The sequence below is a fragment of the Paenarthrobacter nicotinovorans genome (assembly GCF_021919345.1).
GTDB classification, from domain to species: domain Bacteria; phylum Actinomycetota; class Actinomycetes; order Actinomycetales; family Micrococcaceae; genus Arthrobacter; species Arthrobacter nicotinovorans.
Map to the genome: position 1 here is coordinate 381,375 of NZ_CP089293.1, position 13,088 is coordinate 394,462.

General features: G+C 63.7%; 12 protein-coding genes, 1 tRNA gene and 1 riboswitch. Of the genes, 6 read left to right on the forward strand and 7 right to left on the reverse strand.

All coding sequences use genetic code 11. The features are described 5' to 3' along the window. Positions 1 to 118: 118 nt before the first annotated feature. Positions 119 to 367 carry a hypothetical protein gene (locus JMY29_RS01900; protein ID WP_018780283.1) on the forward strand — a complete coding sequence of 83 codons (249 nt, stop codon included), beginning with the start codon at positions 119 to 121 and terminating at the stop codon, positions 365 to 367. A 105-nt stretch (positions 368 to 472) separates the two neighbouring features. On the opposite strand, the gene JMY29_RS01905 is transcribed toward JMY29_RS01900, so the two are convergent. Then, on the reverse strand, positions 473 to 694 hold the full coding sequence (locus tag JMY29_RS01905; RefSeq protein WP_018780282.1) for a hypothetical protein: 222 nt from the start codon (positions 692 to 694) through the stop codon (positions 473 to 475). 190 nt (positions 695 to 884) lie between these two features. Here JMY29_RS01905 and JMY29_RS01910 point away from each other — a divergent pair, with 190 nt between their 5' ends. After that, the gene (locus JMY29_RS01910) at positions 885 to 2,069 is read left to right on the forward strand and encodes an IS30 family transposase (RefSeq protein WP_374757942.1); all 1,185 of its coding nucleotides are present in this window, start codon (positions 885 to 887) and stop codon (positions 2,067 to 2,069) included. An 85-nt stretch (positions 2,070 to 2,154) separates the two neighbouring features. Here JMY29_RS01910 and JMY29_RS01915 read toward each other — a convergent pair. The 4 genes from JMY29_RS01915 to JMY29_RS01930 all read right to left on the reverse strand — a co-directional run bounded on the left by JMY29_RS01915 (position 2,155) and on the right by JMY29_RS01930 (position 5,298). Further along, positions 2,155 to 2,228: transfer RNA gene (locus JMY29_RS01915), tRNA-Cys, on the reverse strand. Between the two features lie 84 nt (positions 2,229 to 2,312). Then, positions 2,313 to 2,774, reverse strand: a complete 462-nt coding sequence (locus tag JMY29_RS01920) for a hypothetical protein (RefSeq protein ID WP_189076923.1) — start codon at positions 2,772 to 2,774, stop codon at positions 2,313 to 2,315. A 60-nt stretch (positions 2,775 to 2,834) separates the two neighbouring features. After that, positions 2,835 to 3,782 carry a formimidoylglutamase gene (hutG, locus tag JMY29_RS01925; RefSeq protein ID WP_189076922.1) on the reverse strand — a complete coding sequence of 316 codons (948 nt, stop codon included), beginning with the start codon at positions 3,780 to 3,782 and terminating at the stop codon, positions 2,835 to 2,837. 73 nt (positions 3,783 to 3,855) lie between these two features. Then, the gene (locus JMY29_RS01930; protein WP_018780279.1) at positions 3,856 to 5,298 is read right to left on the reverse strand and encodes an NCS2 family permease; all 1,443 of its coding nucleotides are present in this window, start codon (positions 5,296 to 5,298) and stop codon (positions 3,856 to 3,858) included. A 114-nt stretch (positions 5,299 to 5,412) separates the two neighbouring features. Here JMY29_RS01930 and JMY29_RS01935 point away from each other — a divergent pair, with 114 nt between their 5' ends. Further along, positions 5,413 to 6,045, forward strand: a complete 633-nt coding sequence (locus JMY29_RS01935; protein ID WP_189076921.1) for a copper resistance CopC family protein — start codon at positions 5,413 to 5,415, stop codon at positions 6,043 to 6,045. A gap of 174 nt (positions 6,046 to 6,219) precedes the next feature. Further along, positions 6,220 to 6,387, forward strand: a riboswitch (cyclic di-AMP (ydaO/yuaA leader). A gap of 3 nt (positions 6,388 to 6,390) precedes the next feature. Then, complete coding sequence (locus JMY29_RS01940; RefSeq protein WP_189076920.1) at positions 6,391 to 7,182, forward strand: NlpC/P60 family protein; 792 nt, start codon at positions 6,391 to 6,393, stop codon at positions 7,180 to 7,182. 104 nt (positions 7,183 to 7,286) lie between these two features. Here the strand turns inward: JMY29_RS01940 and JMY29_RS01945 are convergent, their stop codons facing one another. Continuing rightward, positions 7,287 to 7,967 (reverse strand): NAD(P)/FAD-dependent oxidoreductase, encoded by a 681-nt coding sequence (locus JMY29_RS01945; RefSeq protein WP_039239382.1) that lies wholly within the window; start codon positions 7,965 to 7,967, stop codon positions 7,287 to 7,289. A gap of 417 nt (positions 7,968 to 8,384) precedes the next feature. Here JMY29_RS01945 and JMY29_RS01950 point away from each other — a divergent pair, with 417 nt between their 5' ends. Then, positions 8,385 to 9,422 carry a universal stress protein gene (locus JMY29_RS01950; protein WP_018780274.1) on the forward strand — a complete coding sequence of 346 codons (1,038 nt, stop codon included), beginning with the start codon at positions 8,385 to 8,387 and terminating at the stop codon, positions 9,420 to 9,422. Between the two features lie 20 nt (positions 9,423 to 9,442). Next, positions 9,443 to 12,160, forward strand: coding sequence for a PEP/pyruvate-binding domain-containing protein (locus tag JMY29_RS01955; protein WP_229778727.1), 2,718 nt, complete (start codon positions 9,443 to 9,445; stop codon positions 12,158 to 12,160). 5 nt (positions 12,161 to 12,165) lie between these two features. Here the strand turns inward: JMY29_RS01955 and JMY29_RS01960 are convergent, their stop codons facing one another. Next, positions 12,166 to 13,086 (reverse strand): cation diffusion facilitator family transporter, encoded by a 921-nt coding sequence (locus tag JMY29_RS01960; RefSeq protein ID WP_018780272.1) that lies wholly within the window; start codon positions 13,084 to 13,086, stop codon positions 12,166 to 12,168. Positions 13,087 to 13,088: the final 2 nt, after the last annotated feature.

The following is a 13,088-nucleotide window of genomic DNA, read 5'->3' on the forward strand; positions in this document are numbered from 1 at the left end:
AAATGTAGTAGAACTTATGGTGTACGTCACGTCCACGCCGAAGATGTCGTGGGCTTGACGGTCAACCGTTCACAACTCAATACACAACAGAGAACATCCACAAAGGGGTAGAAGTTCAATGAAGGCACGCGGAGCAGTCCTGTCCAGGCGAAACGCTCACTCGGCTACGGTTTCCGATTGGAAGACGCTGAAGGCCGGCGACACGGTGGAAGTGGTCAAGTACGCCCACGTCATCGCAGCCGGTCGGGTTGAGGAGGTTTCCAGCAGCGGAAACGTTGTGTGGCTTGAGCACTCAGGGCCCGGCGTCACCGAAGAGGGCAAGGAATTGTTCATGAAGTCCGACGGCGTCACTCTCCGCCGGGCGTAGCTTAAACAGAAACCGGGGCTCGTCCCCTTCCGCGGGTAGTAGATGCGGAAGGGGACGGGCCCCGGTTTTTGGCGTCGCTGCCAGTGATGCCGTCAGGGGTGGCAATCAGGCAGCGAGTACTTCGTGGGTCTGACCGAAGGGAACGGATTCGTCCAGCGCCACGGTGTAGGTGCCGGGCTCGTGCCTGGTCACCAGAATGCCGCAGTTGGCGTCTGCCGCTGCGTTCTTGATCAATGCATCCACGGCCTGCTCGAGTCCGTCGTGGATTTCGTCCGCCCTGGAAAAGGACAGGCGGATTTCGCGTTCTGCAGTCATTGCAGGGGTCATTTGGGGGCCTCCTATTACTTGCCGCATGCGAGGGCGACCCATCAATCATAGTCGGAGCTTGCCGATTATTTGTAAGATGACTGGCAACGGAGTGACCCGGGTCTCAGGCGTGCCGAGGTGGCAGTTAATGCCAATGTTTGGACGGCAAAGTCATAGGGTCGTTGCAACGCTCTGATTGATGGAGCGTTTTATGGTCAAGTTGTTCCCCAAGGCTGCGCGTACTGAGTTTCTTGATTTGGTGTGTGCGGGGATGCCTGTTCGTACTGCTGCCCGGCGTGTCGGGGCGGTGCACGCTACCGGGCACAATTGGTGGGTTCAGTCTGGCCTAATGATGACCGTGAACCGGGGTGCTACCGGAGGTCTTGCCGATCCTGCTCCTTCAGTCGGGGGCCCTGGCCGTGCGTTGGGTCTGGAAGAGCGAGGCATGATCCAGATGGGTGTGCGGATGGGCCTCAGTTACGCGAAGATCGGCGCATTGATCGGGCGGGATAAGTCCGTAGTTTGGCGGGAGGTCAAACGCCACACGAGCGCGGACGGGAAGTACTACGCCTCGGTCGCTCACGCCAAAGCGCATCAGGACAGGCGCCGTCCCAAACCCTTCAGGCTGGCCAAGGACGAGGGTTTGTGCCGGCTGGTCGGCGTCTGGATGGATGACGGGTGGAGTCCGAAGCTGATCTCCTCGATGTTGGCGTATTACTTCGGTGACGATCAGACTATGCAGGTGAGCCACGAGACGATCTACCAGGCCCTTTACGTCCAAACCCGCGGGAACCTGCGGGCGGACCTGGCCGAAAAGCTCAGCCTGAAACGCAAACAACGCATCCCCCACGGCACTGACCGGCGCGCCAACAGCCCCTATAAAGAGGCCTTCAAGATCAGCCAACGTCCCGCCGAGGTCCAGGACCGGGCAGTGCCCGGGCATTGGGAAGGTGACCTCATCATCGGCGCCAACGGGACAGCGATCGGAACCTTGGTGGAACGCTCAACCCGGTTCACGATCCTGCTGCACCTGCCAGGGGACCACACCGCGGAAACCGTTGCCGCCGCGATGATCCGGGAGATGGCCTCCCTCCCGGATCACCTGCGCCGGTCGATCACCTGGGACCGCGGCACCGAGCTGGCCGACTACGCAAAAATCCAGACCGCTCTCGATACGACGATGTACTTCTGCGACCCGCACTCGCCCTGGCAGCGCGGCACCAACGAAAACACCAACCGGCTCCTGCGGTTCTGGTTCGAGAAAGGCACTGACTTTTCAGTGCACACCCCCGAGGACATCCGCCTGGTCGCAGCGAAACTCAACCGCCGCCCCAGACCAACACTGAACCTCGAGACCCCAGCCAACCGGCTAAACCAGCTGCTACAAGCGGCCTAACCCCCAGCGTTGCTCCCACCAATTGACTTTGCCGACAAAACACCCGCATTAACTGCCAATTCGGAGGACGATCGCCGGGACCGATTGGACGTGGTGGCGGGATTCGAACCCGCGTACGCTGCTTTGCAGGCAGCTCCCTGGCCTCTTGGGTACACCACGTGCAGTCGACACTAGGTGCGTGGGTCAGGGGCTTACAACATTCGTTGCGCAGGCTTTCGCAGGGCTACGCGGGCTTTCGCGCGGCTACGCAGTATTGCCCTTGGTTGCCGTCAATGACACGCGTTTGAGTAGTCCTGTGACCCCGGCAGCAACCATGAGAGTCAGGATGGCTGCGGCCATGTGCGTATAGAGCATGATGTGTGGCGAACCACCGCTGAAGCCAGCCGCTGCCGGCGGATCACCTGGACCTGGTGCGGCGCTGTGGAGGTGCTCCACCCATCCACTCCCGGGGTAGTAACCGCCGAATGCAGCGAACCCAAAGTGCAGCAGTTGCTGCGCCACACCTGACACCAGCAGCAGGATCAATGGCCCTTGGACCCAGCGGGCCAGGAGTTGGGCCCCCAGGCAGCACAGTGCGGCGAAGCCAAGCAGAACGGGAAGGGCCGGAGCGCTGCCGCCCGCCGTCAGGTGCGCCGCCAGTCCCAGGCCGACGGCCAGCAGCCCGGAGACCCAGGCCCACTTGTCCTGCACAGGAACTGCGCGCATCGCCATCCTTCCCTCCACACAGGCTAAGCGGCGAAGGCCGGAGGGAAAAGGGGCGGGCGACTATCCCAGGAGCGTGTTCACCAAACGTGCTGCAACTTTCGCAGTCCGGGAATCAACGTCGAATTCCGGATTCAGTTCGGCGACATCAACGTGCAGCAACTTCCCGCTGGCGGCAACCTGCCGGCAAACCGCGCTGATCACGGGCAGCGGGACGCCATAGGCCGCAGGAGCGCTCACCCCGGGTGCCACCGAGGCCGGCATCACGTCGAGGTCGATCGTGAGGTACAGGACATCCACGCCAGCCAGGAAATCCGCTACAAAAACCTCCACGGCTTCCGGTGAGCATTGCTCGTCCAGCAGATACTTCACGCCGAGGCGTTGCGCCGTGTCAAAAAGGGTCCGGGTATTGTTCGGCTCGGAAATTCCGACGACGGCGTACTGCAGTTCGCGTCCGGCGGCGGCCTCCGCCCGGGCCATCTGAAGGAACGGCGTGCCCGAGCTCGGTGTGGGCTCATCCCTTAGGTCAAAGTGGGCATCAAGATTCAGCACACCCAGCCGCTTGCCCTGGACCACGTCCGAGCCGGCGACGCCCAAGTAGCTGGCAAACGCGGTCTCGTGGCCTCCGCCCAGCACCACGGTGAGGTTACCGGCGTCGAGCAATCCCGAGATGGCATGGCCGGCGCGCTCCTGGCCCGCTTCCAGCGAGTCGCCCTCCACAACCACATCGCCGGCGTCGAACACGTCCCGTTCCAGGTGGTAAGCCAGCGGTCCCAGTACCGAACGGATGGCGGCCGGCGCCGCGGCGGCACCCGTGCGGCCCTTGTTGCGTCGAACGCCGGCGTCACTGCAGAACCCAAGCACGACGGCGGGACGCGAGGCGGTGCTGGCCGTTGCGGGCGTGTGCGGGGTGACGGCCTGCCACCAGCGGCGGTGCGCAACGCCGTCGCCGTCGAAACGGCCGGTCCACGGGGCGGGGCTGACATCTACAATTACGGCGCGTGTTTCCATGCTTTAAGCAGACCGGACCCGGACTGCCAATACCAGCAGTTCCGGGTCCGGGGTGTCTGAAATACCGGAATGCCTACTTGACGCCCAGGAGTTCCTCAACGGTTCCGATGCCGAAGAAGAGCAGGAACGCAGCGGCCACAGCCCACATCAAGGGGTGGACTTCGCGGGCGCGGCCCTGGAAGGTGCGGATCAGCACGAACGAGATGAACCCGGCACCCAGGCCGTTGGCGATGGAGTACGTGAACGGCATCAAGGCGATGGTCAGGAACGCGGGAATCCCGACTCCCCAGTCCTGCCAGTCGATCTTCCCCACCTGGGACACCATCATGAAGCCCACAACCACCAGCGCGGGGGCCACGGCTTCGAACGGCACCAGGTTGATCAGCGGTGTGAAGAACATGGCAATAAGGAAGAGAACGCCGGTCACGATCGACGCCAGGCCGGTGCGGGCACCCTCGCCGATGCCCGCACCGGATTCAACGAAGATCTGGTTGGAGGAAACCGAGGCCCCGCCGCCGACGATGGCACCAAGGGCGTCCACCTGCAGCACGCGGTCCACGTTCGGGATGTTGCCGTCCTTGTCCACCGTTCCGGCCTCATTGGCCAGGCCCACCATGGTGCCCATGGCGTCGAAGAAGATGCTCAGCAGGATCACGAATGCCAGCAGCGCCGCGGCGATGAAGCCGAGGTGTTCGAAGGCCCCGAAGGGGTTGGCCTTGCCGATCAGGGAGAGGTCCGGAGCGCCCCACTCCGACAAAGTGGGGGCCACCAGGGACCAGCCACGGGGGTTGACGTTCTTGCCATCGAAGCTGGGGCCGATGTGGAGCGTGAATTCGAGGATCGCAGCCAGAGCGGTGGAGACCACGATGCCGATCAGGATGGCGCCTCGGACCTTGCGGACCACCAGGGCGATGGTCAGGATCAGACCGACGGCAAACACCAAAGTGGGCCAGCCCATGAGCTTCCCGTCAACACCGAGTCCCAGCGGAACCGTCGTGCCCGCAGCGTCCGGGATGCGCCGGACGAAACCGGCGTTCACCAGGCCGATCAGGGCAATGAACAAGCCGATGCCCACCACGATCGCCGTCTTCAACGCCTCCGGCACAGCCTTGAAAACCGCGGTGCGGAAGCCGGTGAGCACCAGGATGAGCATCGTGACGCCGGAGAGGACAACAAGGCCCATCATGTCGGGCCACGTCAGCTGCGGGTGCGAGGCCACGGTAACCGCGACGAACGCATTCACGCCCAGCCCGGTGGCCACAGCGAAGGGGTGCTTGGCCCAGGCGCCCATGAGGATGGTCAGGATGCCGGCGACGAACGCCGTGGTGGCTGCGACCGCGGTGAAGCCCAGGGAAGCTCCGCTGGAGTCTGCCCCCGAGAGGATCAGCGGGTTCAGCACAACGATGTAGCTCATGGCGAAGAATGTCGCGAAGCCGCCACGGATTTCCCGTGAGTACGTGGAGCCACGTTCGGAAATCTTGAAATAGCGGTCCACTGCAGAACCTTGTTTAAGCATGAAGGTCTCCGGGTATTGGGGGGAGTGTGCTCTCAAATCCTATGCCGTTGAATGTGGGAGCTTCGGACCATTCCCCTAGTCTGTAAGGAAGCCAACACTAGGAGAAACCGCCCCATGCGTACCATCCGCCCGCTTCTGGCCGCCGTCGTCGCCGCCCTTGCCCTCGCGTCTGCCCTGCTGTTTTCCGCGGCTCCGGCGTCCGCGCACGACGTCGCGGAATCCACAGCGCCGGCGAACGGTGCAACCGTGGCTGAAGTGCCGGCGTCGGTCTCCATTACGTTCAACAACCGGCCGCTGGCCATCGGATCGGGCGTCTCCGTAACCTCAGGCGGCGAGAACTGGGCAGACGGGCCGGTCGAGATCATCGACAGCCAGGCCGTGCAGAAGCTCCGGGCCGGCGCGCCGGCGGGGGAGTACACGGTGGTGTGGCGCGTTGTCAGCTCCGATTCGCACCCCATTGAGGGCACCTTCAAGTTCACGGCCACAGCGGGAAGCACGACGGCGGCAAGCGGCTCGGCGGCACCTTCGGCGTCCGCTTCGGCCACCTCGGGAACGGTGCCGTCCGCGGGTACGGCGCCTCCGGGAACAGCCAGCAGTTCGCCCGCGGCAGATGCGTCCCAGCCATTCCCCTGGAGCATTGTTGTCATTGCGGTTGTTGCGGTTGCGCTCGTGATCTTCCTCGCCGTTACAGCCCGCAGGAAACTTGCCGGATCGGACGACGAAAACCGCCCGGAAGCCGCAGAATAGCGGGCTTTTCTACGTAGCTGCGAATATCTCGGTTCGGTTACCGCGACACGCCAAAGCCGCAGTCCTCGTTACTTAAATGTGACTTCGACGGGATCATCGCGTACGGTAGTACCTGTGCCTGTTCCACGTAGCGGGCACTTCCGGCCTGATTGCCTAGCTCTGCCGCAGTCCGGAATCCGTTCGCAGACAAACCTACGGCAGAGACGGGGAACCCATTTTGGGCCGCTTTCGAGCGTGCCTTGGGGTGAAGTCACGAAGCTTCCGCTGAACAGCGGGGGATAGTGGCCGGGTGACTCCCATCCGAATCCGACAGCTAACCTCGCAGGCATCGGGAGAGGCTCTTTCATGTCTTCACGCATTCTTCGCGGCCGTCGTAAGGCGGACAGCGTACGTCCTAATCCGTTCATCTCCATCTCCAAGGCAGTTGCGAGCAACGCTTCCGGCGCTGGCCGCCAGGCAGCTGTTATCGCAGCAGCTTCCGGACTCGTTCTGACCGGCTCTGTCGCTGCACACGCTGCAGAGGCTCCGGTCCAGCGCGATGCCAGCCCCGCCACGGTCGCCGAGACCGCTTCCGAGGCCCCCACCAAGGTTGTTACCGCTCTTTCTACGGCTACCATCAACTTCGAGCGTCCGGCTGTTGCTTCCGTTGCAGCTCCGGTCATCGAAAAGCCGGCTCCTGTAGTTGAAGCCCCCGCTGCCAAGCCGGCTGCCGTTACCGCTGCCGCAGCTGCGGCTCCCGTAGCTGCCCAGGCTGCAGTTGCAGCTCCGGCCGCTGTTGCACCTGCTGCTGCTCCTGTAGCTGCTGCTCCCGCTGCCGGCGGCGTCAACGCTGCCATGGTTGCCTCGGCTTACGCCCAGATCGGCATCATGCAGGACTGCACCGCCATGGTTGAGCGGGCCCTCGGTTCCGCCGGCATTCCGGTTGGCGACCTCGCCCCCATGCAGTTCATGAACTACGGCAAGGTTGTCAGCGACCCGCAGCCGGGCGACATGATCGTCCAGTCCGGCCACGTCGCCATCTACATCGGCAACGGCCAGGCAATCAGCGGTGGAATCAACGGCAATCAGACGGGCATCCACCCGATCAGCTGGTTGACCGCTACTGGTCCCATCACGTACGTACGCGCTGGCGCATAAGCCTCACGCTTCAACGCAAAGGCCGGTGTCTCCGAAGATCATCTTCGAGGACACCGGCCTTTGGCGTTTAAACTTCGTGTTGCGGCTGCCGTGAATGATGCCGGCTAGGCGATGGCGATACCCGGGCCGCCCGGGAGCGCCACTTTGGTGGAGATTGCCTGGCCCACTGCCTTGGCTTGCCGCAGGACTTCCTTGGGGCTGGGCGTAATGAGCTCGCCCACGCCCACCAGGTGCATTCCCACTGCCCGCATCGCGGAGACCAGGTTCTGCCCGACGGCGATTCCAAGTTCGGCCAGCATGCGGCGCAGCTGGCTCTGGGCGCAGCGTGTGACCACAATATGGTCTGCCAGGAGAACCCCGTTGGCGGTGTGGACTGCCCACTGTCGCGGGGCGGATTCGAGGGGGCCAGAGGCATGGAGACCGCTCCGGGTCATGCTTGCGGCGAGCCCGTACCCGATGTGCTGGGTTGGGTCCGCGCCCAGGAAATCCAGGCGGACGGCCCTGGTGGTGCTGCGTACGTCCAGATGGTGGCTGGCCGCGTAATTGCGTAAGTGGCGGAGGATTTCGTTGCGTTCCTGGATGGACGCGGGATCGGTGACCTCGCAGCGTTGAAGCATGCCTGTGTGGACCGCCGGGCCGGTGGCTGACAGGGCACCGAAACCATCCACCACTATGGAGCCCACGCCGTAGCGGCTGAGTTCACTGGCAACTGCCAGGCCGGACAAGCCGGTTCCTATGACCACGGTGGTTGTGCGTTCCGTGCCGGAATCAGGCGCGTGTGACACTGCTTGGTTCCTCCTTGACGTGTGTGCCTTGCGGCATCGCGTGGGATCGCGTCCGAGTTCCCCAAGCGGCCGCAAATAAATGGCCGGAGTGTGCTGTAGGACACGTTCGCCGGCCATTCGGTGACTCGAACACTACCGAACTTTTTCGCGCATGGATAGCCTTCCCTGACAGCGTGTTCCGTGTGTTCATCAGCAGCACAAAAACGGGGTCCGGAAACCGAGCCCCGACCGTTATACACATACAGCCGAGCCACCTTGATTCGGCCCTGCCGACCGAGAATAGTGGGCATTGGACAGGGAAATTCCGGATTTCCCTGCCCCTGGCCATTGACAATCGAGCCCTCGAGGAATCCGATGCGGAAAACCTCTGGCAGAATGGCCGGAACATCAAGCAGTAGGTGGAGAGGCGGGCCCCAAATGGACCAGCACGGCAGACACAGTGAAGAGCCACAGGACGGCGAGGGCCTGACAGTGGCACCGGGCGGCATCGTCGTGGGAGTGGACGGCTCGGAACACGGGCAGTGCGCCCTGGTGTGGGCAGCACGTGAGGCCGAACGCAGGCAGCTTCCGCTGCACATCGTCACGGCGTACTCGGTTCCTATTTTCGCCGCCTCAGGACTCGACGGCGGATACGCCACCGTGGACGATTCGGTCATTCGTGAGGGCGCGGAAGCCATTGTCAAGCAGGCCATGGACAAGGTCGCCCGATACTCCATCGACGTTGATGCTTCCGTCGAAAACGGCGACGCAGCAGGCGTGCTGCTGGATCTTTCCGCAGAGGCAGCGCTGCTGGTTTTCGGAAGCCGTGGCCGCGGCGGTTTCGTAGGTCGTCTGCTGGGTTCAGTCAGCAGCGCCTTGCCCGCCCATGCCAAGTGCCCCACAGTAACTGTCCCGCTCTATTGTGCTGACCGCCTCGGCGAGAATACCGAGGACAAACACATCAAGGCCGAGCACGCCAAGGCCGGCCCCCGCATCGTGGAAAACGTGGTTGCAGTGGGCGTGGACGGCTCGGAGCAGGCGCGGGTCGCTGTGCTCGAAGCAGCTGAGCAGGCCCAACGCATGGGAGCCAAGCTCCGCGTCATTTGCGCTGTCCCGCAATACAGCGGTTCCTTGGCCTGGGTCCCCGCTCCCTTGGACCGGGACGCCTTGTTTGCCGATATCAAGGTTCAGCTGGACGCGGGGGTTGCCTGGCTGCAGAGCCATTTCCCGCAACTGACCATCGAGACGGACCTCAGGGACGGCTCGCCTGTTGACGTTCTGGTGGAAACCAGCCGCAGCGTGGAATTGGTGGTTTTGGGCACCCGTGGCCGCGGCGGGTTTGCGGGCATGCTGTTGGGATCCACATCGGATGGCGTCCTGCACCATGCGAAGGGACCCGTGTTGGTTGTTCCGGACCGCGAGGATCCCCGTCTGGCAGACCGCGACAAGTTTGGTCCGATGCTCGGCGCGGTGTAGGAAAAGGCGCAGGAAAAGGGATGCCGGTGTTCACGCTGCAGCTCACGGATATTCGTGGACCCATGCTTCCCGAGGTGGGCGGCAAAGCAGCGAACCTCGGCGAGCTTGCAGCCGCCGGCCTACCCGTGCCGCCAGGCTTTTGCCTGACCACGGATGCTTATCGGCGTGCGCTGTCATCGAGCGGCCTGGATGACATTTGTGCGGCCCTGGAATCGACAAGCACGGTTGACCTTACAGGGCTGAACCGGTTGGCCGGGCGGGCCCGTTCCCTGGTCCTCGACGCCGGGGTCCCGGCCGACATCGCTGAAGCAGTGCGGTCCGCCTATGACGCCCTGGGCAGCAACGTCCCTGTCGCGGTCAGGTCCTCGGCAACAGCCGAAGACCTTCCCTTCGCGAGTTTCGCCGGCCAACAGGACACTTTCCTGAACGTGGTGGGCGCGGACTCTGTCCTGGATGCCGTGAGCCGCTGCTGGGCTTCCTTGTGGACTGACAGGGCGGTGACGTACCGGGCTACCAACGGCATTGAGCATGCTGGTGCCGCCCTGGCTGTCGTTGTCCAGGAGATGGTCGATTCGACGGCTGCCGGTGTTATGTTCACGGCCAATCCCGTGACGGGCAAGAGGCACGAGACAGTGATCGACGCGAGCCCCGGTCTGGGGGAGGCCGTGGTATCCGGCGCCGTGAATCCGGATCAGTACGTTGTTGATATGGCCGGCGGTGCCATTGTGAAACGCACCCTGGGGGACCGGCGGGTGGAGATCCATGCCGTGCCGGGCGGCGGCACGCAACGGACCCAACGGTCCCTCAACGAAAGTCCGGGGGACCCGGAAGGCGCCCGGGATGCAGCTGTTCAACCGTGTCTCAGTGACCGGCAGATCAAGGAGCTGGCCGAACTTGGCCGCTTGGTGGAGAGACACTATGGAGCTCCACAGGACACCGAGTGGGCCATGGATCCCAACGGAAAACTGTGGCTGACCCAGGCCAGGCCCATCACCACCCTTTACCCGCAAACCACCCGCACCCCACAGGTCCCTGGCATCCACGCCTTTCTGAATTTCAGCCTCGCGCAGGGCCTCACACGGCCACTGACGCCCATGGGTTTGGCCGGGATTCGCCTCATAGCCTCCTGTGTAGGCAAAACGGCGGGCTTTGCCGTCCCGGATCCCCGGTCAGGACCCTCGCCCTATTACGAGGCCGGCCAGCGCATCTTCTTTGATCTCACCCCGGTATTGCGGAGCCGGATCGGGCGGAAGATCGTGCCCCGGGTCTTCGATGTCATGGAAGCCCGGTCCGCCATGCTGATACGGAGTTTGTTCGATGACGCCCGCTTTTCGGTGACCATCAAAACGCCGCTGAAACTCATCCGCCACGTGGCTCCAGTTGCTGCAAAATACCGCGTCCCCGAATCGTTGCTCCGGGGTCTGTTCCGTCCGGAGGCGGCCTTGGAACGGGTAGAGCGCCACAGTTCTGACCTCCGCAAAGCCATAGCCGTCCCCGGGGAAGCCACCGCCCATCAACGGGTAGCCCACGTGCAAAGAATCCTGGGTTCGGAGCTCTTCGCCACCGTCCCGCAAATCCTGCCATTGCCGGCGCTCGGCTTTGCCCTGCTGGCGCTCGTAGGCCGGATACTCGGCGACCAGGCATCCTACGCTGAACTGCAGACCGTGATCCGCGGGCTGCCCAACAACGTCACCACTGAAATGGACCTGGCCCTGTGGCAGCTCGCCTCGCAGATCAGGGAAGATGACGACGCCGCTGCCTCCATGGCTGGCCAAACGGCGGAAGCGCTGCTGGAACGGTACAGGGACGAGGGGTTGCCTGCCATTGCACAATCCGGCCTCGATGGGTTCCTGCGCGCCTACGGGCACCGGGCCGTGGCTGAAATCGACCTTGGCATGCCCCGGTGGGGAGACGATCCCACCCACATTCTTGGCGTCCTGGCCAATTATCTGAGACTGCAGCCCGGTGCGGGGGCTCCCGACGAGCAGTTCCGCAGGGCAGCTGAAGAGGCCGAAGAACAGGTGGCGAAGTTCATCGCCCGGGCCCGGGCCATCAGTCCGCTCCACGCAGTGGTGGTCCGCGCAGCGCTGGACCGAACGCGCAGGTTCGCTGGTCTGCGCGAGTTGCCCAAATACAACCTCGTGCTGGGCCTCGCCGTGGCCCGGCAACAACTGCTTTTGGTGGGAAACGAACTGGCAGCATCACATCGGATCGAGCGCCCGGAGGACATCTTCTTCCTGGATCTGGACAGGGTGGAAAATGCGCTTGCGGGGCAGGATTTCGGCGAGGAAATTGCACAATACAGGGCGGCCTACGAACACGAACTCCGGCGCAGGCACATTCCCCGGGTGCTGCTCTCAGACGGCACGGAGCCGGAAGCGACGGCTGCGGGCGATGCCGATCCGCGCCCGGGAACATTGTCCGGCAGCCCGGCGTCGACGGGTCAGGTGAGCGCGCCTGCGCGCGTCATCATGGACCCGGTCGGGGCACATCTGGAGCCGGGTGAGATCCTCGTGGCTCCGTCCACGGATCCCGGGTGGACCCCGCTGTTCCTCACAGCGGGAGGCCTGGTCATGGAGATGGGCGGGCCAAACTCGCACGGCGCCGTGGTGGCACGCGAGTACGGGATCCCTGCGGTCGTCGGCGTCCCGGACGCAACCATCCGGCTACGTACGGGCCAGCGCATCACCGTGGACGGTTCAGCGGGGACAGTCAGTACGGAAGACCCGGACGGCTGAGCTTTTCAGGCGTGCTGGTGCGATTCGTGCTCGGAATGGCTGACGGGCTCCAGTTGGAACGTGCAGTGCTCGGTGTCGAAGTGCCGGCCAAGGCAGGAGCCCAGCTGGTCCAGGATGCTGTCCGCGCCAGTGGCATTGAGCACCTCGTCCTGCACCACCACGTGGGCGGAGAACACCGGTACGCCGGAAGTGATGGTCCAGATGTGGATGTCGTGTGCTTCCACCACACCGTCCACGGCCATGATGTGCTCGCGGATCATGTTCACGTCCACGCCCTTGGGGGTGGCTTCAAGAAGTACGTCCACCACGTCGCGGAGCAGATGCCATGCACGGGGAATGATCATCAGGGCGATGAGGACCGAGGCGATGGGGTCGGCAGCCGAGAACCCGGTGGTCATGATCACGATTGCTGCCACGATGACCGCGATGGAGCCCAGGAGGTCGCCCAGCACCTCAAGGTAGGCGCCGCGGACGTTGAGGCTTTCCTTTTGCGCTCCCTGCAGGATGAGGAGGGAAACCAGGTTGGCGACGGCGCCCAGGACTGCAGCCCACAGCATTACGCCGGTCTGGATTTCGGTGGCTTCGCCGAACCGACGGATCGCTTCGATCATGATCACTACGGCGATCACAATGAGGATCAGAGCGTTGGCCAAGGCAGCCAAAACCTCTGCGCGCTGGTATCCGTAGGTCCGCAGATCGCTGGCCGGGCGGGTGGCAATCCATGCGGCCATGAGCGCAATGAAGACACCTGCAGCGTCGGAGAGCATGTGCCCGGCATCCGCCAGCAGCGCCAGGGAACCGGAAACGACGGCACCGACCACTTGGATGCCCACGACGCCCAAGGTGATGCCCAGGACGGCGATCAGGCGTTTGCGGTGCTTTCCGGTTGCGGTAACGCCGTGCGAGTGGTTGTGATCATGCCCCATGC

Excerpts from the sequence above, each read along its gene's own strand:
- JMY29_RS01950 (WP_018780274.1), top strand. The coding sequence starts at position 8,385 with ATGGACCAGCACGGCAGACACAGTGAAGAGCCACAGGACGGCGAGGGC.
- JMY29_RS01960 (WP_018780272.1), bottom strand. The coding sequence starts at position 13,086 with ATGGGGCATGATCACAACCACTCGCACGGCGTTACCGCAACCGGAAAG.
- JMY29_RS01910 (WP_374757942.1), top strand. The coding sequence starts at position 885 with ATGGTCAAGTTGTTCCCCAAGGCTGCGCGTACTGAGTTTCTTGATTTG.
- JMY29_RS01940 (WP_189076920.1), top strand. The coding sequence starts at position 6,391 with ATGTCTTCACGCATTCTTCGCGGCCGTCGTAAGGCGGACAGCGTACGT.
- hutG (WP_189076922.1), bottom strand. The coding sequence starts at position 3,782 with ATGGAAACACGCGCCGTAATTGTAGATGTCAGCCCCGCCCCGTGGACC.
- JMY29_RS01920 (WP_189076923.1), bottom strand. The coding sequence starts at position 2,774 with ATGCGCGCAGTTCCTGTGCAGGACAAGTGGGCCTGGGTCTCCGGGCTG.
- JMY29_RS01905 (WP_018780282.1), bottom strand. The coding sequence starts at position 694 with ATGACCCCTGCAATGACTGCAGAACGCGAAATCCGCCTGTCCTTTTCC.
- JMY29_RS01930 (WP_018780279.1), bottom strand. The coding sequence starts at position 5,298 with ATGCTTAAACAAGGTTCTGCAGTGGACCGCTATTTCAAGATTTCCGAA.
- JMY29_RS01900 (WP_018780283.1), top strand. The coding sequence starts at position 119 with ATGAAGGCACGCGGAGCAGTCCTGTCCAGGCGAAACGCTCACTCGGCT.
- JMY29_RS01935 (WP_189076921.1), top strand. The coding sequence starts at position 5,413 with ATGCGTACCATCCGCCCGCTTCTGGCCGCCGTCGTCGCCGCCCTTGCC.
- JMY29_RS01955 (WP_229778727.1), top strand. The coding sequence starts at position 9,443 with ATGCCGGTGTTCACGCTGCAGCTCACGGATATTCGTGGACCCATGCTT.